The sequence below is a fragment of the Paenibacillus sp. FSL R5-0473 genome, from assembly GCF_038004565.1.
Classification (GTDB): Bacteria; Bacillota; Bacilli; order Paenibacillales; family Paenibacillaceae; genus Paenibacillus; species Paenibacillus amylolyticus.
Genome location: NZ_JBBORL010000001.1, coordinates 121,636 through 139,888 on the forward strand (window position 1 = coordinate 121,636; position 18,253 = coordinate 139,888).

Below are 18,253 nucleotides of genomic sequence, written 5' to 3' on the forward strand. Positions count from 1 at the left end.
CTTATGACACCGTGGGAACCTACCGAGACGGGGGCAGATTTGGTCCGTATGCCGCAAGATGAAGAACGCGAGCTGATCGAGATTGAGTTGCTGTTGGAAGGCATGCACCGTTTATATGGATATGATTTTAGAAACTATGCACTGCCATCCCTGAAACGAAGAATCTGGCATCATGCACATGCTGAAGGTGTTAAAAGCATCTCCGGCTTGCAGGAGCGTGTTCTTCATGACCGTTCCGCGTTTGAACGTTTTGTACAGAACTTATCCATCCCTGTAACGGAAATGTTTCGAGATCCTTCGCTTTTCCGAATGTTTCGGGAACAGATTATTCCGATCCTGAGAACCTACCCGTATATCCGAATATGGCATGCGGGATGTTCTACGGGAGAGGAAGTTTATTCCATGGCCATCATGTTGCATGAGGAAGGACTGTATGACAAGGCAAGAATCTACGCAACGGATATGAATGATCGCTCTTTGCAACAGGCCAAAGAAGGCGTATATGGTATTGAGAAAATGAAACTATTTACTACAAATTATTTGGAGGCAGGGGGTACCAGAGCCTTCTCCGAGTACTATACAGCGAAATACAATTCGGTGATATTTCATCCTTTTCTAAGGAAGAACATCATTTTCGCCGAGCACAACCTGGCAACAGATCGGTCATTTAACGAGTTTAATGTTATCTTTTGCCGCAATGTCATGATTTATTTTAATGATGAACTGCGGAACCATGTGCATGGGCTGTTTCATGAGAGCTTGAGCCACTTTGGTATTCTGGTTCTGGGGTCGAAAGAATCGATACATTTTACAGAGTTCAGTGATACCTATGAGCCGTTAGACCGGACCGAAAAAATATACCGGAAGATCAAATAGGGGGTTAGGGTTAGCCATGGGGCTCAATGAACCAATCCACATATTATTGGTAGATGACCGCCCTGAGAACTTGCTTGCTCTTGAAGCAGTTCTGGAATCGGAACAATATAAACTCGTTAAGGCAACTTCTGGAGAAGAGGCACTCCGCTGTCTGCTAAAAGACGAATTTGCGGTTATCGTTCTCGATGTGCAGATGCCTGGAATGGACGGAATTGAGACAGCAAAGTTAATTAAGGCACGGGACAAGTCCAAGGATGTGCCGATTATATTCATCTCTGCCAATAGCAGAGAAGCGGAGCACTTGTTTGCCGGGTATTCAGCCGGGGCCATTGATTACATGGTTAAGCCATTTATTCCTCAGATTTTGAAATCCAAAATCGAGGGTTTTGTGGAGATGTTTATCACCAATAAACGTTTGAAGACACAGACCATGCTTCTTCACCAGAAGACACAGGAACTGGAGAAAATGAACCAACAACTCATTCAGGCCAAAGAAGAAGCAGAAATTGCAGCGAATGCAAAGACCGAGTTCCTGGCAATGATGAGTCATGAGATTCGTACACCGATGAACGGAGTTATCGGTATGGTTGATCTGCTGATGGAGACGGAACTGAGGGAAGATCAGAAGGAATATGCAGACATCGTTCGTCGCAGTGCAGATGCACTCGTCACGGTTATCAACGACATTCTTGATTTTACCAAGATGGAATCCGGCAAAATGGAACTTGAAGAGCATCCTTTTGAACTTGTCTCCTGTATTCGGGAAGTGCTGGGATTGTTTGCTGCAGAAGCAGGCAAAAAGAATCTGGAACTGGATTATTTCCTGGAAGATTCTGTCCCTGAATTAATCTATGGGGATATGGCAAGGCTACGTCAGGTTCTCTTGAATCTTATTGCCAATGCAATCAAATTTACAGACCAGGGTGGCGTATATTTGATTGTGTCAGTGAATGAAGAAAAAGACGGACAAATGGCATTGGAGTTTGCTGTTAAAGACACCGGGATAGGTATCGCTTCAGACAAAGTGGATCGCCTGTTCCAGCCTTTTTCCCAGTTGGATACATCCATGACACGTAAATACGGTGGAACTGGCTTAGGACTGGCAATATGCAAGACTCTGGTTGAAATGATGGGTGGACAGATCTATCTGGATACAACAGAGCAACGGGGAGCGACGTTTGTATTTACAATTCAGGCGAAACGTTATGTAGAAACTGAACTGGTCCAGAGGAACGGGGAAGAGAAACCAACGGATGTGAAAAATGAGAATAAATATCCTACGGTATTAATTGTGGATGATCATCCGATCAACCAGAAGTTGATGGCGATTATGCTCGGTAAGCTGGGGTTGCTCTCAGACATTGCTGAAGATGGGCAGAGCGCACTCGATATGGTAAACAGTAGCCGTTATCCCTATGACTATGTGTTTATGGATCTGCAGATGCCTGTGATGGACGGTTTGGAATGTACACGGCGGATTCGAGAGAGTCTGACCCAGTCTAATCAGCCAATCATTATAGCCATGACTGCTAACGTGATGGAAGGTATTCAGCAACGTTGTATTGCTGCCGGCATGGATGATTATATTAGTAAACCGGTGAAAATGGGCAATGTAAAACAGAAAATAGCCCAGTTTCAGAAACAACGACAAATGTTAGACCCAGGCCCTTCAGCCATGAATCAGGCCAATTGAAACATTTTCCAAACTTCTTTCTGATTCACTCGTGCTGAAGTTGGGTTATTAGGTAAGGAAACCATTGATCAGGAGAGAGATGTCTAATGAATACAAATAAAAATGAAAAATTCAATGCAAGAACTGAAACTCAGGACGGCGTGTGCACGGTGTATCTGACTGGCGAACTGGATTTGTCGGTTGCTCCTGACTTCCGCTTGGTGATGGAGCCGCTCGTGGATAACAAGGAACAGGATCTTGTGATTAACATGAAAGAATTGAAGTATATCGATAGTACAGGGATTGGTATCCTGTTATCTGTTCTGAAGGCCAGACATGGAATGGAAGCTCGCTTTGAAGTACAGGAAGTTCCTGCGCAGATTCAGAAACTTTTTGACATGACGGGCATCGCCAAATTCTTTGTCACACAGAAGAATTCCCAATAGGAAAGGATCGAAAAAGGAATGAATGCAGAAGTTCAAAGAGTCACCCTTAATTTACCTGCGACAGCTGATTACGTTGATATTGTAAGACTCAATCTCTATGGAGTAGCATCCAAAATGGGATTTTCCTACGAAGACATTGAGGATATGAAAGTTGCTGTATCCGAGGCCTGTAACAACTCTGTATTGTATGCCTACTCACACGAAGGCGGCATGGTTGAAGTTGTATTCGAAGTGGATGGCGAAACATTGTCCATTATTGTCAAGGACGAAGGTGCCAGCTTCGAGAACATGAACCCTGCTGTGTCACGTGCCGGTCTACACGACAAAGAACTGACGGAAGCACAGATTGGCGGACTTGGGTTCTACCTGATGCAAGCCTTGATGGATGATGTCAGTGTGGAAAGTGAGACGGGCAAAGGTACGAAAGTAGTACTCGTAAAACGTCTTGCAAGAAGTGAGGAGAAAGTATGAATGAAAAAGTGACTCCCCCAGAGTCCATGTCTGAAGCTATAGGTTTGATCTGGGAATACCAGCAGACCCTAGATAATGAAATTGCAACAGTTCTCATCCGTAAATATGAACCAATGGTCAAGATGGCAGCAGGCAAAATCGCTCGAAATCGCCCCGATCTATACGAAGACTTGTATCAGACCGGGCAGATGGCTTTGATTCGTTTGCTTAAGCAATACGATATCAACCTAGGTATTCCGTTTGAACCTTATGCCATGAAGAGCATGATCGGTCATATGAAGAACTACTTGCGTGATAAATCCTGGTATATTCAGGTGCCCCGGAGAATTAAGGAAAAGGGAGCCCTTGTGCAACATGCCATCGATGAGTTAACCGTTAAGCTGGAGCGCTCACCCGGTGTGAACGAAATTGCTGAATACCTTGATCTGACTGCAGAAGAGACAATTGAAGTTCTGGCTGGTCGGGAATGTTACCACTATGTATCACTGGATTCTCCTTTATCTCAGGATGACAGTGCAGCAACATTGGGAGAACTGATCAGTGCAGATGTGAATGACTATGATTCGGTCGAAAAACGGATGGACTTGCAACAGGCATTGGGACAATTGAAGGAACAAGAACAGCAGGTACTTATTCTAGCATTCCAGGATGGCCAATCTCAGCGGGCAATTGCCCAGAAGCTTGGTGTTTCACAGATGAGTGTATCTCGGATTCAGAAGCGAGCTACAGAGAAATTGAAACAGATCATGTCTAATGCTTCAATGTTATGAAAAATGGAACCCTAATGTTGTTGAGTACGGCATAAAGAAGGACACGTCAATGCGCTGAAATGCATACGTGTCCTTTTTGGGATCAAAAAGATGGGTATGCAATGAAGAACATGAGTGCAGGAGTGGATAAAGTGATTGTGAACCAAATCAAGTTGGAAGCTCGCCGTGACAAGTTATCTTGCTCGGACCATTGGCAATGGTGGGATTGGGTTGCACCTGACACCGATAGCATGAACGATGCGTTGGGGGAGCTGACAGAGGCGTTTCCGGATATGCGGTATTGGCTTCATAAGATTCCGGAAGTGGAATCGAATTATTTGTCCGTCCGTTTTGTGAATGGTACAGAACCAGTCATATTTGGTTCATTATTGTATGCGGTCAAAAATGAGAGAGATGACAAACGTCAAGATAATCAGATGTTTTTCTATGTCGATCGCAATAACCTGGTTACCTTGAATATGGATGACAATACACGAGGTATTATGAAGACGGATGAACGTGCCCATATGTTACAGCAATGTAGTGAAGCCAGGGACGGGATGTTTGTACTTTTTCGAGCTATACTGCATTACTACCATGTGGGGATGGATCATTTTGAGATGAACCTGCGTGATCTGGAACGGAAGATGGAATCCCGCAATGCCCGAACTTTAATGGACCAGATTTTGGCCGCCCGATTTGAACTGTTATACTGGAGCAATCTGTTTATCCCCTATTCGGAACTGATGGCTGCTGCCCATGAGGCTTATCTCAGTGAAATCAACGAAAATCGATATTTCCAGCAGCTCCAACATCGAGTAGAGCGAATGGAACGTTTGTTTAGTCACTACGAGAAAGAGATCGATACGTTAATCTCCATTGATAATGCGATCTCCGGTGTACGTGGCAATGAGATCATGAAGACGCTGACCATTGTTACTGCTGTGTTCATACCTGCCACGGCAGCTGGCGCGATATGGGGGATGAACTTTGAGAACCTGCCCTTTATCGACAAATCATGGGGAGTTGTACTGGTCCTTGTTGTCATTATCTTAAGCATGATCAGCATGTATGTATGGCTGATGATGAAAGGCTGGACAGGAGATCTGCTCAAAGTGAAATCCTCACAGCCTTCAGCTGAAGAGACAGAGAAAAAAGGAGCAACGGAAAAACGTAAGGGATAGCCTACTGTTGGTTAGTCCTCTTAGTTTTTGTAATCTTCAATATAACCAAGCAAGTCAGCGATATATTGGCCCACAATCGGCATATTCACGAATTGGCTGAGAATGAATGCCAGCAAACCGAGAACAACAAAGGTACCCACAGTCAGACCGAGACCTCGTGCCATGCCCGCTGTAAAATTGGTAATAATCCGCTTTTTGGGACTGCTGTAATTCTCAATAATATCCTTGATCTGTGCTCTCTCCAGACTGTCCGCAATCTGGTCCAGACGGGTGTTCAATCGCTTTACCTCATGACGCAATTCAAAAGGATGCTCGCTTGTATCATACTGCTGTGCCGGTGTTCCTCCCGTAATTGGAGTATTACCGTTGATTGTAACTTTACTCATATTATTTGTCCTCCTCAACTCTCATTGGATAAAAAATAGCCAGCTGGAGTGCAGCTGGCTATTAGTCACTCGATCTGTATCGCCTTACAGGCTAGTCGAGTTAAGTTCTTTACGTGCATCTTCCTTCGCTTCAACGGAAGCGGCAGCCACTTCATCAGATGCACGGGATGCTTCGTTAGCCACATCAGCGGACGCTTTTCTCACAGAGTCCATTACATCATTGCGGCCTTGATTTACCGTTTTTGCAATGTCGGAAGTTTTGGAAGAGACCGTTTTAGCCAGTTCAGAGGCTTTGTCACCTACAACAGTTGCCACTTCTTTGGTGCGGTCAGTAACGATGCCCACTTTCTCGGAAAGGTCACCACGCAATTCACGTCCCGGTTTAGGCGCAAAGAGTAGTGCTGCTGCAGCTCCCAGCAAACCCCCGATGAAAATACCTTTTGCGAAAGTCGAACCCGTCTGTACAGGATATTGCTCTTCTGCTTTATTCATGTCTAATCACTCCTTCTTCAATTTAAGAAACAAATACGAAACAACGAACACCTTGTTGCCCGAATCAGGCAGCCTGTCTTAGCAGTCTGGACACAAGCCCCAGCAAGAAAACAAAGAGCGCTGTACCAATGATGGCAGGGATAATGGCAAAGTTACCGATAACTGGTCCCCAGTTACCAAGCAGAAGTGCTCCCAGCCAGGCTCCGGCAAATCCGGCAATCATTGCACCGATTATGCCTCCAGGCATGTTGTGACCGGCAAGTGCATCTCCGATCAAACCGATGATGACAGCCATCACAATGCTGATAATGATGCCCCACATAACAACCGCCTCCTTTAAACTTGATGTAGGATGTTGTCTGTTCGCGTTTGCTTACTTCGTATATAAACCCCGTGCAACCCTGTGAAACAATAAAGATGAGGAGGAATGAACTGGAAATTAGAGGAATTCATTCTTTAGCGGCTTTGTTTAATACCTTTAACCATGCAGAAGATCCATGCCAATCCAGCAGTAAATCCAGTAAATACATCCGTAGGATAATGAACGCCCAACATGATTCGGCTGAGGCCAATCAAGAAAATAAAACTAATACCACCTAGAACAGGAAGCCACACACCGGAAGAGTTATGTCGCTGTCTTTCAATGGCCCAGATTACAAAGAGCATGCCGTAGAAGCCCATGGAGATCATGGCATGTCCGCTGGGAAAGCTGTACCCGTGAACGACCAGTAAATGATCCAGTTCAGGTCTGCTTCGTCTGAAAAATTCCTTCAATAAGGTGTTCAGAATCCACATCATGGAAAAACTTCCCGTGAGCGCATATCCATATACAACAAACCTTGGACTGCGTTGAATGAAGAAAAGAAGAGCAAAACCTCCTGCAGCCACCGCAGAGATTTTGAATGAGCCCAGTGCGGTTATGAATGCAGTGTAAGGGAATAGATGAAGACGTGAATCTGAATTCAGATAAAATAATTGCTGAATTTGATCATCCAGACGAATAATAACATCAGCACCCAACCAGGCACCCAGACCTGCCAGGATAAATACGACCGATGCGCTAAGTGCCAGACCAGCCAAGCCCCAGTTGAAGAGTGGACGTAATAACGTACCGGAATTTGAACTGAATGAGGCTGGTGAATACGTTTTGCGCGGCATAATGAGTTTCTCCTTCAGTTATTGTAGTAGATGAACATAGATGATAAAGCTATACCCGAAACGCCTGTCGAAAAAACTGTAAAAACGTCGCTTTTGTACTATACTATTTAAGATATCCCATGCGGCGTCGTGACGCAAAGCAGAGATGAAATCGGGAGCACAAAGGAGAGAACTCGCATGGAGAGTGCCTTGTTAATTAAAGAATACCGTGCAGGCGTTATGGAATGCGCCCATTACGGACACATAAGTATTACGGATGAGTATGGACGAATCGTATACTCGGCTGGTGACCCTCATTTTAGAGCGTTCACTCGTTCATCTGCCAAACCTTTTCAAGCCATTCCAGGTATTCGGGCAGGAATTGCCAGTCACTATGACCTATCAGCACAGGAGATTGCCATCATGTCCTCTTCGCATCGTTCGGAACCGGAACACATTCGGGTGCTGGAGCAGTTATCCGGTAAAATTGGATTGGGAGAAGAATGCCTGATCTGTGCACCAAGTTATCCGCTTAATGAAGAAAGCCGTAATCAATGGTTACGTGCACAAGGAGAGAAACGGCGCATCTTGCACAACTGCTCCGGAAAACATCTGGGAATTCTGGGGTACAGTCAGATGAAGCAGGTTGATCTGGGCAGTTACGCTGAACCGGAACATCCGGTACAACGAGAAATTCTTGAAACCTTTGCCGACCTGGCAGGTATTGAGGAAAAAGAGATTAAGCTTGGGACGGATGGCTGCGGCTTTCCGGTATTTTCTTTGCCGTTGTCGGCATTGTCGAACGCTTATCTGAAGCTCGCTTGTCCGGATCTTATCGCTGATCCTTCCACAAGAACAGCTGTAGAGACCATAACATCAGCTATGAATGAACATCCGTTGATGGTAGGTGGCACGGAGCGTGTAGATTCAGTGCTGCTGGAAGACAATAACATTGTAGCGAAGGGTGGATTCAAGGGGGTATTCGGTTTTGGCCTGAAAAAAGAAAGACTGGGAATCACCTTCAAGGTGCTTGATGGTTCCGAGGAAGAGTGGGCTTTCATCACTCAATCCATCCTAAGACAGATTGGTTATTCCAATGAGAGAACCATTGCACGATTGGCTGAAGTGTTCCCTTCGGACATCCGAAATGATGCGGGTACCCTTGTAGGTCATGCAGATAGTGAGTTCATTCTTCACTCACTTGAAGATAGCGTATAACCTTAAGAAGGGGCGTGATTAGAGTTGCCGGACCCCGGGTAAAGATGACATACCAACTGGTATTCATCTATACAATTCATATACACGCATGGACTGCCGCGGTAATGTGGCAGCTCTAAACCCTTGGAGGTGGATGAACATGATTAAAGTGGTGACATCGGAAGAAAGGCACACGTCGGATCGAGGTTGGATACACAGTGAATTCAGCTTTTCCTTTGCGGATTATGATGATCCAAGCAATGCCCATTTTGGCTGTCTGTTGGCTCATAATGAAAACACGCTGATGCCGCAAGAAGGCTTTAAGAAACATCCACATCATGATCTTGAACTCGTCAGTTATGTCATATCAGGTACACTCAAACATACGGATAGTATGGGAACAGAACAATTGCTTGAACCGGGAACGGTCCAGGTGATGAGTGCGGGTACGGGAGTGGAACACTCCGAGACCAATCCGTCAGCGGATGAACCGGTACGTTTCCTCCAGATGTGGTTTTTGCCATCGGAGCGTATGCTGAAACCTTCCTATACGAATCGGAGAATAGAGCCGCAGGAGCATTTGAATCGTCTATGTCCGATTGTATCCGGGCAAGGGGGCGAGGGAAGCGAAGGCGCATTGCCTATTTCCCAGGATGTAACCTGTTATCTGTCCCATTTGGAGTCCGGGAAAAAGTTGATGTACCCGCAACACGAAGATCGACGGACACATCTTTTCCTGATCAGTGGACATGTGGAGATTCATTGTTCGGATGGTAACTTCAACCTCAAGCCGGGGGATGCCGCACGAATTCGCAAAAGCTGTGATCTGCAAATCACGAGTACAGACAGTGAACCTGCCGAATTTGTTTTGGTTGACCTGCCTTAAGGATAAACATGCGAAAAAGGACCTGTTCCCACGGTGATGTGGAAAACAGGTCCTTTTTTGGCTTAAGATTTACGAAGATTACCCAGTTCCGAAGCGACAGCTTCCACTTCAGAGATACTGAGATGTTCCTTGCTCAAAATCATTTCATACAGGTCAAACAGATCTTCATATTTCTCAAGTGGGAATGAAGAAGCTTGCATGGCGGCACCGCTTGCCATACGAAGTTTGGTTTTGATCGCTTCAATCATATATTCCATATTGGCTGCTGTTGCTTGTGATAAATCCATCGTTAAGTTCATCCCTTCCGTATCGGAAACTCTTGTTATTGTATCATGATTGGAAGCGCTCAGGCTAATGCTTTTGCGAGGAAACCAAGCATCGGTTACAATGATGGATACAACAACAGGATTTAACGGAAACCTGAGTGCACTGGAGGGAATACAGCTTGGCAGCGTATAAGCGAGAAATGGTTCGCCATCAAGGAAGGGAAGTCCGCAAAGGCGTGCCTGCAGAGAATCTGGTCTTATTTTTCAAAAACATCGTTCAACTTCATTCTCCAGCTGAAATCACGTTTGTCTGCATCGGTACTGATCGTTCCACCGGGGATGCTCTGGGTCCAATGACAGGAAGTTTACTGCAAGAGAGCGGAATGGAGAACGTGATTGGCACGCTGTCTTCCCCTTGTGATGCAGATACGCTGGAAAAGAAATTGGCACTTATTCCTGCACACCATGCCATCATAGCGATTGATGCATGTCTGGGTCCAAAAAATGCGGTAGGTACATACTATCTCTCGAATAACCCACTCATTCCGGCCCAATCGGTCGGAGGCAAGCTACCTCCTGTTGGACAATACAGTGTAGCAGCTGTGGTTAATGCGAATGGACCAAGGCCCTATTCCATTTTGCAGATGACCTCGCTTCACTTGGTTATGGGGATGTCCCGAACGATTGCAGATGCCGCAATTGAAGCATGGAAATGGAGACAAACGTTTCATTCATGATATGTAGGCTTAATAATATACAACCTGAATTATTTAATTCGCGCAGAGAGAGGGATTCATATGGAAAAAGTGATGTGTGATGGAACGACGATTTGTTATGCCCAACAAGGTAAGGGAGAAGCACTCATTTTGCTCCACGGATACTGTGGCAGTTCATCGTATTGGGATGAGGTCGTACCTGAACTGGCACGCAGCTATCGCTGTATCGTACCTGATCTGCGTGGACACGGAAAAACAGATGCACCTGTAGGAAGTTATACCATCGAACAGATGGGCAACGATGTATTACAGTTGATGGATGAGTTGAATGTGGAAAAAGCGGTCCTTCTGGGACACTCGATGGGGGGATACATTGCCCTCTCGATTGCACAACGTCACCCGGAGCGTTTGAATGCATTTGGTCTGATTCATTCGACAGCCTATCCGGACAGTGAAGAAGCCAAGGAAAAACGCCTTCGTGCTGTATCCACCATTCAGACCGAAGGTATCGTGAATTTTGTAGATGGACTGGTTCCCGGACTGTTTGCACCGGAACATGTGGAATCGTTATCTAAGTATGTAACACGTGTGAAGGAAATTGGATACCAGACTGCTCCTCAAGGTGCTGTTGGTGCTGCACTTGCTATGCGAGAACGCCCGGATCGCCGCGATGTGTTATCGGCTACACCTTTACCTGTATTGCTGGTTGCAGGAGAGAAGGATGCTGTTATCCCGCCAGAACGTACATTTACAAGTGACAAGCCACATATCGTGCAAGCCGTGATTGCGGGTGCAGGTCATATGAGCATGTATGAAGCTCCTGAAGAGTTAATTCAGGTCATTAAACAATTTATGGCTGGATTATCGAAGTAATTGATGAAGTGATTAATGTTGATATCTTTAGAATATAGTTTGGTTTCTGGATGATTCAACCTCTTGTGGAGGAGGAGTACCAGTTCCATTTCAACCGAGCCCCTGCCACGTCCCTTTGGGATAGGCAGGGGTTTAGTGTGTTCATGTCCAGAGCAAAGACACGTGTGTCTTGTTTTTGGCTTTTTGTCATGGCATGAATTAAAATAAATATAAAGGAACGATATGAGAACGATTGAATGTATAGGGTCGAATGATGAGGGGGCATACAGCATGTTCAGAAAAGATTATCTGCTCCGCATGATGGAGGAAATGACTGAAGCAATAGGCAAAGTGTTCACGCTCAAACAGCAGCGTAAGCACACCGAGGCATTGTCTGAACTGGATGAGTTGATGCGCAGGCAGTTTGGGTTGAACTTATCTCTACTGAACTCATTGCCAGCAGAGGATGTTATTGAAATGTTCCGTTTTCGCGGAATAATTGAGGTAGATAATCTGCAGCAAGCCGCGAGGCTGATTGAAGAAGAGGCTTACATCTATCAAGAGAAGGCCAGAGTGGAAGGCATCGATGATCAGGAGAGAATGGACGCAGAGGATGACGCCCTCATTCGATTGATGAGATCACTTCATTTTTACCTGTATGCATTGAATCATGGCGCTAATCCCAAGTTGTTGGACGCACCGGAACGGGTGGAGGGTGTGTTGGGGCTTACGAAAGAATATGAACTCCCTGCTCGAACCGAAAGACAGCTTGCCCTTTATCGTGAACAACAAGGGCGTTATGACCAGGCAGAGAACAGTTGGTACAGGCTGCTACAGCTTGGTGCTGAATTCCCGGTGAGCTACCGAGATGATGTACAGGCGTTCTATGAAAGGTTGAGCCCACTCACGGATGAACAACTGGAGCAGGGCGGTCTGCCACGGAACGAAGTTGAAGAGGGACTAGCTGAACTAAGTCGTCAAGAGATGAACTCATAAAATATGGATTGGATCAAGGCCTGTTACATGCCTTTACTTGGAGAGGGAACGGAATTGTGGTATGGTAACGGTTGACCAAACCAAATCGAAAGTGAGATGTACCCCGTGGATTCATTGCGAAAGCTTATACAAGACATCTTTGAACAGAATTCGCTGATTACAGCGACCTGGAGCCAGCTGCGCAGACGGGACAATGTCTCGTATACCAAAGTGCAAGTCAAGCCGGTGACACTGAAGAATCAGCTGCATTATCAATTTGCATTTCATTATAACAACAAAGTGCTGCACGAGAATTTGACTCCGGCTGAAGCGGCTGAGCGCATGACTTTGTTATGCGAAGAGACGTTTCGTCAAGGGCTGCTCTGTACGACCGAGGCAGACTATCAAATTTTGATCAGCAAAAAATATAAAGTATCCATTCTGACCAAATCTGCTTCCAAAACTGCGGTGGATCTGTCGCATAATCGCAAGAAGCAATATGTATTAGAAGAAGGCGTACCCGTATCGTTCCTCGTTGAACTTGGTATTATGAACGAAGAAGGTCGTGTGCTGGCCCGCAAGTATGACAAGTTCAGACAGATCAACCGTTTCCTCGAAATGGTGCAGGATGTCATACCACATCTGCCGGAAGGACGTCCACTGACCATCGTTGACTTTGGTTGTGGCAAGTCTTATCTGACATTTGCGTTATATCATTATCTGTCTGTACAACAACGGCGTTCACTCAAGATTATTGGGTTGGACTTGAAGGCAGATGTAATTGAACACTGTAATGATCTGGCTAATCGATTGCATTATGGCGATCTGAAGTTTCTGGTTGGAGACATCGCGGATTACGATGAATTAAATGAAGTGGATATGGTTGTCACACTGCATGCCTGTGATACAGCTACCGATGCTGCTTTGGAGAAGGCAGTTCGTTGGGGGGCTTCTGTTATTCTGTCTGTTCCTTGCTGTCAGCATGAACTGTTTGACCAAGTAGAGGCTTCCGTGATGAATCCGTTGTTGTCCCATGGCATCCTCAAGGAACGTTTTTCCGCACTGGCTACGGATGGGATTCGTGCCAAGTTGCTTGATCTGATGGGATACAAGACACAATTGCTTGAATTCATCGATATGGAGAATACGCCTAAAAACATATTGATTCGTGCTGTTCGCGGTCAGGCCGGCGAAGTGACGGAGATGTGGAATGAATACACAGCTTTCCGTGATTTCATTCATGCCGATCCATATTTGGAGCGGGCTTGTGCCGATTTGCTTCCTGGCGATGGCAAGCAGGCCAACGGGAAATCAAATTCGAGCAAAGAAACCGTTCAGGATTCCGCAAATTGCGACCTTTGCTGAGTGTGCCAATGACAATCCAGGGACATACTGCAACTAGGGTCCCTGAATGTAAAATGATATTCAATGCACATACTTCGTAGCAAGTAACATCATAACTGTCAGATGTATATCAGGCAGAAGGACCCGTTATCGGGATCTTCTGTCTTTTTGTTATGCATATGGAGCGGTGGTAGGAAAGAGGGGGTATAAGGATGAAGAATAGGACAATGCATAAGGGAGTTGTAAGGTATAGACGAGGGTATGCGGCGAATGAGGAAATGATGGAACAGGCGTTTGAAGGGTCTCACCATGCAAATGGTACAGAATCTGTAGATAACAAGGACTTATGTAATGGGGACAATAAGGGCAGTAAAGACAGTACATATAATAGGGAACATACATACAACAAAGATGGTACGTATAAAAAAGAGGATAAAAATAATCCAAATGGAGCTATTCAGACCGATGCGTCAGGGAGTTTTTCTCAAAGTTTGAGATGTAAACGTTATTCAGGATCTGGGTGGACTGTTGGGTTGGGCATACTCTCCATTGTCTTGTTGCTTGCAGGATGTCTGAGTCGGGGACTGTACTATTCGGCTGATCTGTATCCTGTCCTTTTGATCGCAGGAGGAAGCATATTGATTATGTTTTTGCTTTTCCTTGTAGGTATTCGTTCACAGAAGGCGAGTGAACGAATACCCATGTCATTGGGACAGGGTCGGGGGAGACTCGAACGAATCGTTGAGAAAATTTTTCGATTTCCAGGAATGTGGCGGGTATTATGGCCGCTGGGGATGATGACATGTTTTGGGCTACATGCATGGGTAGGCTCGGTGAGTAAACAGGGCAGCATGGATGAAATGCTGCGGTGGAGCCTACTTGCGATGTTTACGCTGCTCACTGCAATACTGGCTACGCGCACGGATGGTGCGCGTTGGTTAGCTTGCGGTTGGCAGATGGCAGGAGGCTTGCTTGTGCTAAGCGGCATCCTTGCCGTATGCGGGATATTGCCGCTGCCCTTCGGGGTGATGCGGACTGCTGACCCCGAGATCAGTTCCGCCGGAGCAAGGCTCGGCGGATTATTGCAGTACCCGAATGCGTACGGTGCCGTTGTTGGCATGTACGCATTGGAGCGGCTAACAGCCACCGCGCGAGTCATAGCCCGGCCTGTGCCGGCCGGGCGACTCATCGCGGCAGTGCTGCCGCTCATGCCTGCGCAAGCCGCGCTCCTGCTGAGCGAGTCGCGCGGCGCTTGGCTGGCGACCGGCTGCGCCGCGGTCGCCGCCTTTGCTTTGCAGCGGCGCGGTGCCCGCCTGCCGCTGCTGCTGGCCATGGCCGCGCCACTGGCGTGCGCGGCCTGGCTGTACCGCCAGCTGGCTGCTGCCCAGCTGGCGCCTGCACCCGTGCCCGGCCTGCTGGCACTGGCCGGGGCATGGGCAGCTGCGCTGCTCGGCACGCTGCTGCTGTGCCGTCTATGGCACAGCGGCGCCGCCAAGGCTCCACGCACCGCTGCCCTGACGGCCATTGTGCTGGCGGGAGCCGCCGCCGAACTGATGGCCGTGGCCTCCACCGCCGATCGCCTCGCGGCGGGTGTCGGCACTGGGGTGTCCCGCCTACAGATGTGGCGGGACGCCCTCCAGCTGTGGACCGAGGCCGCATGGCTCGGCCACGGTGGGGATACATGGCGCAACATATTCCGCGCCATTCAATCCTCGCCTTATGTTGGAGGCGAGGTTCACAACGGCCTGCTCGATCTCGCCCTGGACACGGGCATGATCGGCATCCTGCTTGTCACAGGGTGGTTTCTACTCACCCTGCGAAGCATCTTTCATTTTGCACCGCAGCTCATGCCTTCCGTGCTTATTTTTGGCCTGCATGGGGCGATGGACTTTGACTGGAGCTTTACATTATTTTGGATGCTCTTCATCTGGCTCGGTGCTTGGGCAGTCGCATTGAAGACGGAAACAGAGGAGGTCCAGCGATCCGGCGTAACTGTGAAATACACTCCTGTCAGATCCAAATCGGGATCTAAATTGAGATCTAAATCCAGATCTCTTTTCTTGCGATATTTATCAACCCAATCCCACCCATCAGCTGTCGCGATGCGTTCCTTCTTTCATATTTTTCAGCGAGTAACTGCTCGGCTAATAAGGGGATCCACAGTGATGATCATCCTTTTCTGGATTGGTGGAACAGTCTGGCTGACCTCTCGATATGCCGTAGCAGAAGTGCAGTACCGTCAGGCGATGTCTGAACCGGATGGCACTCCAGCACAGAAGGTGCATCTTGTGGCTGCCCTTCAGTCTAACCCGAATCGACCGGATATCGTGATATCCCTTGCACGATCTCTTCCGGGACGAGAAGCAGAATCACTCCTTTTAAACAGCTTGTCCCATTCCCCGATGCACCCTCAGATTTACATCGAACTGGGACGATTGGTAGCCCAATTCGGCGAAGGACAGCAGGCTGGAGAATATTTTGAACAAGCGATCGCATTGAATCGGTATGATGGCATTGGCCAATCCTCGGCTTTGTATTGGATGGAGCAGGTAGCGAGGCGGGAATGGAAGGCAGGATTCACGGATCGAGCCCAACAGACTGCCGCCGCTGGTGTTCAGATGTATGAACGGTATCAACTGCTGGCTGAGGAAGTGGAAGCAGGAAACGTTCGCAATGATCGTCGTTTTGTACTGGAAGAACATGCTCCAGGCTATGGAGAGAACCTGCGCAGGCTTGCTTCAGCTTTTTCTCATCCGTTTACTCCAGAGTTGACCAAGCGGAGCCCTTGAATCACTGCTGGATCTTGACGTTTACCCAAGCTATATGATGATGGATGTCAACGTCTAAAAATTCTGGGAGTCCAAGCCGGTTGCTCCTCGCGGATGGGTATGCGATTTTCTAAGGAACACAGGACGTCTTATTTGGCCTTTAGCTCCTCCTTTTAAATTGTAAGGAACATCAGACACGTTATTTCCGGAAATTCCCTAACAAAACCCTATAAAAGGCCAAAAATTCCGATATAACGTGTCTCAGATTCCTTAGATTTCTAAGAGTGCTTCAAATCCTTGAATAAGACGCCTCAGATTCGTTACCGCTCATGAGTATGAGTATGAGTATGAGTATGAGTATGAGTATGAGTATGAGTTATGAGTTATGAGCATGAGCATGAAAATATACTCTCAGCTTATGTTCATACTCCCCATGGTGGTCGGCTTCATGCTCTGCTCGATCCGCAAGCCAGAGGACGCCCTGCATTCCACCTGGAGCGAAGCTTTACATCATAAATGAGCAATTCCCATTTATGTTGTCTCATTCGCTTGCTCGTACGTGAAGAAGGCATTAACATCACACGTTAAGGACACAGTGCCCGTGCCCTTACCCATTCCTAACATGTTCCTAACATGTTCAGATTCGCTTCAACCATTGCTCCGTTTTTCAGTAGGTTTGAAGACACAGCTATCTGCCTCATTCCTCCATAATCTACAGACGATAACCGCCAAATGCGTGCTGAAACGCATCTTTTAATGGTTCAACGTCTACTTCCCACATCGCGGCGATCTCTGCACTGACATCCTTGTTCCACCACTCACATAATTTCTTGCGGTTGTCGCGATTCTCCCCAATCCAGAGCAGATTTGTGATCACTTTACCGTAATAATATTCTTCCGCCTGTTTCATCCGTTCGGGAGAGACATATACTTTTAGCCTTTTGGCTGTCCGGTACAATTCCTTGCTGCATGCCCGGCGAATTCCTCTGGCGGAAGGAAGGTTTTGACTAGATTGCGTATGTTTGACCGGCGGAGAACCGGGTATTGACTTGTGTGACATCTTCTCACGCTCCTCTCCCCATACCATATGCGGACTGCTGCGAACGGGACACTATCCCAACCTCGTGAAGTAGCAACGTCCACAGCCCTGTGATAAAATAGGGACGAACATCCATGGTGCGGAGGGGCACCGCCAATCAGGATGGAGAAAGAGGGTTGAGATGGACTTTATTCATAACCTTGTTGGCCAATTGTTCGATTGGATTCAAAGTCTTGGGTACTTTGGAATCATGCTTGGATTAATGTTGGAAGTTATCCCAAGCGAAATTGTGCTGGCGTATGGAGGTTTTCTCGTTTCACAAGGTAATATCAACTTCTTCGGTGCTATGATTTTTGGTACGGTGGGCGGTGTGATTGCCCAGTTATTTATTTACTGGATTGGCCGTTATGGCGGCAGACCTGTACTTGAACGCTACGGTAAATACATACTCATCCAGAAAAAACACATCGACCATTCCGAGGAGTGGTTCCGCAAGTATGGTACAGGTGTCATTTTCACGGCTCGTTTTGTTCCGGTGGTAAGACATGCAATCTCCATCCCGGCTGGCATCACGAAAATGCACACAGGCAAATTCATCTTGCTTACTACACTCGCTGTTATACCTTGGACTGCATTGTTTATATATTTAGGGATGATTCTTGGAGATCAATGGAAGCATATTGATGAGAAAGCGGCACCATATGTTATGCCTATTTTGCTTGTCGCTCTCGCCCTTATGATCGTTTATGTACTTATTAAATGGATGAATGTTCGTAAAAAGAAAGGAAGTGTCTAGT

General features: G+C 46.9%; 20 protein-coding genes. 14 read left to right on the top strand and 6 right to left on the bottom strand.

Features of this window, described 5'->3' with window-relative positions; all coding sequences use genetic code 11:
- Window positions 1–3 precede the first annotated feature (3 nt).
- The 6 genes from MKY28_RS00515 (at window position 4) to MKY28_RS00540 (ending at window position 5,398) form a co-directional block, all read left to right on the top strand.
- Window positions 4–876, top strand: a complete 873-nt coding sequence (locus MKY28_RS00515) for a CheR family methyltransferase (RefSeq protein WP_036606984.1) — start codon at window positions 4–6, stop codon at window positions 874–876.
- Between the two features lie 16 nt (window positions 877–892).
- Window positions 893–2,569: a response regulator gene (locus MKY28_RS00520; protein WP_076253595.1), complete on the top strand. Its 1,677-nt coding sequence runs from the start codon at window positions 893–895 to the stop codon at window positions 2,567–2,569.
- A gap of 86 nt (window positions 2,570–2,655) precedes the next feature.
- Window positions 2,656–2,994 carry an STAS domain-containing protein gene (locus MKY28_RS00525; RefSeq protein ID WP_036606989.1) on the top strand — a complete coding sequence of 113 codons (339 nt, stop codon included), beginning with the start codon at window positions 2,656–2,658 and terminating at the stop codon, window positions 2,992–2,994.
- Window positions 2,995–3,012: 18 nt separating this feature from the next.
- Window positions 3,013–3,465, top strand: coding sequence for an anti-sigma B factor RsbW (gene rsbW, locus MKY28_RS00530; protein ID WP_036606993.1), 453 nt, complete (start codon window positions 3,013–3,015; stop codon window positions 3,463–3,465).
- Window positions 3,462–4,235 carry a sigma-70 family RNA polymerase sigma factor gene (locus tag MKY28_RS00535; RefSeq protein ID WP_036606995.1) on the top strand — a complete coding sequence of 258 codons (774 nt, stop codon included), beginning with the start codon at window positions 3,462–3,464 and terminating at the stop codon, window positions 4,233–4,235. Before rsbW ends, MKY28_RS00535 begins: the two co-directional genes overlap by 4 nt.
- Before the next feature lie 101 nt (window positions 4,236–4,336).
- On the top strand, window positions 4,337–5,398 hold the full coding sequence (locus MKY28_RS00540) for a magnesium transporter CorA family protein (RefSeq protein ID WP_445670877.1): 1,062 nt from the start codon (window positions 4,337–4,339) through the stop codon (window positions 5,396–5,398).
- A 20-nt stretch (window positions 5,399–5,418) separates the two neighbouring features.
- Here the strand turns inward: MKY28_RS00540 and MKY28_RS00545 are convergent, their stop codons facing one another.
- From MKY28_RS00545 to MKY28_RS00560, 4 genes are all read right to left on the bottom strand, one after another.
- Entirely contained in the window at window positions 5,419–5,784 is a 366-nt protein-coding gene (locus MKY28_RS00545) for a DUF5665 domain-containing protein (RefSeq protein ID WP_017692276.1), read from the bottom strand.
- Window positions 5,785–5,868: 84 nt separating this feature from the next.
- The gene (locus MKY28_RS00550; protein ID WP_036606997.1) at window positions 5,869–6,276 is read right to left on the bottom strand and encodes a YtxH domain-containing protein; all 408 of its coding nucleotides are present in this window, start codon (window positions 6,274–6,276) and stop codon (window positions 5,869–5,871) included.
- Window positions 6,277–6,340: 64 nt separating this feature from the next.
- On the bottom strand, window positions 6,341–6,598 hold the full coding sequence (locus MKY28_RS00555; protein ID WP_017692278.1) for a GlsB/YeaQ/YmgE family stress response membrane protein: 258 nt from the start codon (window positions 6,596–6,598) through the stop codon (window positions 6,341–6,343).
- Window positions 6,599–6,732: 134 nt separating this feature from the next.
- Entirely contained in the window at window positions 6,733–7,434 is a 702-nt protein-coding gene (locus MKY28_RS00560) for a phosphatase PAP2 family protein (protein WP_340934347.1), read from the bottom strand.
- Between the two features lie 177 nt (window positions 7,435–7,611).
- On the opposite strand from MKY28_RS00560, the gene MKY28_RS00565 reads away from it, so the two are divergent.
- Together MKY28_RS00565 and MKY28_RS00570 are read left to right on the top strand one after the other, a co-directional pair.
- On the top strand, window positions 7,612–8,631 hold the full coding sequence (locus MKY28_RS00565; RefSeq protein WP_340934351.1) for an asparaginase: 1,020 nt from the start codon (window positions 7,612–7,614) through the stop codon (window positions 8,629–8,631).
- A 139-nt stretch (window positions 8,632–8,770) separates the two neighbouring features.
- Window positions 8,771–9,496: a pirin family protein gene (locus tag MKY28_RS00570; RefSeq protein WP_036607001.1), complete on the top strand. Its 726-nt coding sequence runs from the start codon at window positions 8,771–8,773 to the stop codon at window positions 9,494–9,496.
- 62 nt (window positions 9,497–9,558) lie between these two features.
- On the opposite strand, the gene MKY28_RS00575 is transcribed toward MKY28_RS00570, so the two are convergent.
- Window positions 9,559–9,783 (bottom strand): DUF1128 domain-containing protein, encoded by a 225-nt coding sequence (locus tag MKY28_RS00575; RefSeq protein WP_036607002.1) that lies wholly within the window; start codon window positions 9,781–9,783, stop codon window positions 9,559–9,561.
- A 158-nt stretch (window positions 9,784–9,941) separates the two neighbouring features.
- Here MKY28_RS00575 and yyaC point away from each other — a divergent pair, with 158 nt between their 5' ends.
- From yyaC to MKY28_RS00600, 5 genes are all read left to right on the top strand, one after another.
- Window positions 9,942–10,499: a spore protease YyaC gene (gene yyaC, locus MKY28_RS00580; RefSeq protein WP_340934356.1), complete on the top strand. Its 558-nt coding sequence runs from the start codon at window positions 9,942–9,944 to the stop codon at window positions 10,497–10,499.
- 60 nt (window positions 10,500–10,559) lie between these two features.
- On the top strand, window positions 10,560–11,351 hold the full coding sequence (locus MKY28_RS00585; RefSeq protein WP_340934359.1) for an alpha/beta fold hydrolase: 792 nt from the start codon (window positions 10,560–10,562) through the stop codon (window positions 11,349–11,351).
- 270 nt (window positions 11,352–11,621) lie between these two features.
- A complete protein-coding gene (locus tag MKY28_RS00590; RefSeq protein ID WP_340934361.1) occupies window positions 11,622–12,326 on the top strand; it encodes a DUF6483 family protein in 705 nt (234 codons plus the stop codon).
- 96 nt (window positions 12,327–12,422) lie between these two features.
- Entirely contained in the window at window positions 12,423–13,670 is a 1,248-nt protein-coding gene (locus tag MKY28_RS00595) for a class I SAM-dependent methyltransferase (protein ID WP_244988473.1), read from the top strand.
- A 191-nt stretch (window positions 13,671–13,861) separates the two neighbouring features.
- On the top strand, window positions 13,862–16,438 hold the full coding sequence (locus MKY28_RS00600; protein WP_340934366.1) for an O-antigen ligase family protein: 2,577 nt from the start codon (window positions 13,862–13,864) through the stop codon (window positions 16,436–16,438).
- Window positions 16,439–17,129: 691 nt separating this feature from the next.
- Here MKY28_RS00600 and MKY28_RS00605 read toward each other — a convergent pair.
- On the bottom strand, window positions 17,130–17,477 hold the full coding sequence (locus MKY28_RS00605) for a dehydrogenase (protein ID WP_340934368.1): 348 nt from the start codon (window positions 17,475–17,477) through the stop codon (window positions 17,130–17,132).
- Between the two features lie 160 nt (window positions 17,478–17,637).
- Between MKY28_RS00605 and MKY28_RS00610 the strand changes: the two genes are divergently transcribed.
- A complete protein-coding gene (locus MKY28_RS00610; RefSeq protein WP_036607012.1) occupies window positions 17,638–18,252 on the top strand; it encodes a DedA family protein in 615 nt (204 codons plus the stop codon).
- Window position 18,253: the final 1 nt, after the last annotated feature.

Excerpts from the sequence above, each read along its gene's own strand:
- MKY28_RS00515 (WP_036606984.1), top strand. The coding sequence starts at position 4 with ATGACACCGTGGGAACCTACCGAGACGGGGGCAGATTTGGTCCGTATG.
- MKY28_RS00535 (WP_036606995.1), top strand. The coding sequence starts at position 3,462 with ATGAATGAAAAAGTGACTCCCCCAGAGTCCATGTCTGAAGCTATAGGT.
- MKY28_RS00565 (WP_340934351.1), top strand. The coding sequence starts at position 7,612 with ATGGAGAGTGCCTTGTTAATTAAAGAATACCGTGCAGGCGTTATGGAA.
- MKY28_RS00525 (WP_036606989.1), top strand. The coding sequence starts at position 2,656 with ATGAATACAAATAAAAATGAAAAATTCAATGCAAGAACTGAAACTCAG.
- MKY28_RS00570 (WP_036607001.1), top strand. The coding sequence starts at position 8,771 with ATGATTAAAGTGGTGACATCGGAAGAAAGGCACACGTCGGATCGAGGT.
- MKY28_RS00595 (WP_244988473.1), top strand. The coding sequence starts at position 12,423 with ATGTACCCCGTGGATTCATTGCGAAAGCTTATACAAGACATCTTTGAA.
- MKY28_RS00585 (WP_340934359.1), top strand. The coding sequence starts at position 10,560 with ATGGAAAAAGTGATGTGTGATGGAACGACGATTTGTTATGCCCAACAA.
- MKY28_RS00560 (WP_340934347.1), bottom strand. The coding sequence starts at position 7,434 with ATGCCGCGCAAAACGTATTCACCAGCCTCATTCAGTTCAAATTCCGGT.
- MKY28_RS00605 (WP_340934368.1), bottom strand. The coding sequence starts at position 17,477 with ATGTCACACAAGTCAATACCCGGTTCTCCGCCGGTCAAACATACGCAA.
- MKY28_RS00520 (WP_076253595.1), top strand. The coding sequence starts at position 893 with ATGGGGCTCAATGAACCAATCCACATATTATTGGTAGATGACCGCCCT.
- MKY28_RS00540 (WP_445670877.1), top strand. The coding sequence starts at position 4,337 with ATGAAGAACATGAGTGCAGGAGTGGATAAAGTGATTGTGAACCAAATC.
- MKY28_RS00610 (WP_036607012.1), top strand. The coding sequence starts at position 17,638 with ATGGACTTTATTCATAACCTTGTTGGCCAATTGTTCGATTGGATTCAA.
- MKY28_RS00555 (WP_017692278.1), bottom strand. The coding sequence starts at position 6,598 with ATGTGGGGCATCATTATCAGCATTGTGATGGCTGTCATCATCGGTTTG.
- rsbW (WP_036606993.1), top strand. The coding sequence starts at position 3,013 with ATGAATGCAGAAGTTCAAAGAGTCACCCTTAATTTACCTGCGACAGCT.
- MKY28_RS00545 (WP_017692276.1), bottom strand. The coding sequence starts at position 5,784 with ATGAGTAAAGTTACAATCAACGGTAATACTCCAATTACGGGAGGAACA.
- MKY28_RS00590 (WP_340934361.1), top strand. The coding sequence starts at position 11,622 with ATGTTCAGAAAAGATTATCTGCTCCGCATGATGGAGGAAATGACTGAA.
- MKY28_RS00575 (WP_036607002.1), bottom strand. The coding sequence starts at position 9,783 with ATGGATTTATCACAAGCAACAGCAGCCAATATGGAATATATGATTGAA.
- MKY28_RS00550 (WP_036606997.1), bottom strand. The coding sequence starts at position 6,276 with ATGAATAAAGCAGAAGAGCAATATCCTGTACAGACGGGTTCGACTTTC.
- MKY28_RS00600 (WP_340934366.1), top strand. The coding sequence starts at position 13,862 with ATGAAGAATAGGACAATGCATAAGGGAGTTGTAAGGTATAGACGAGGG.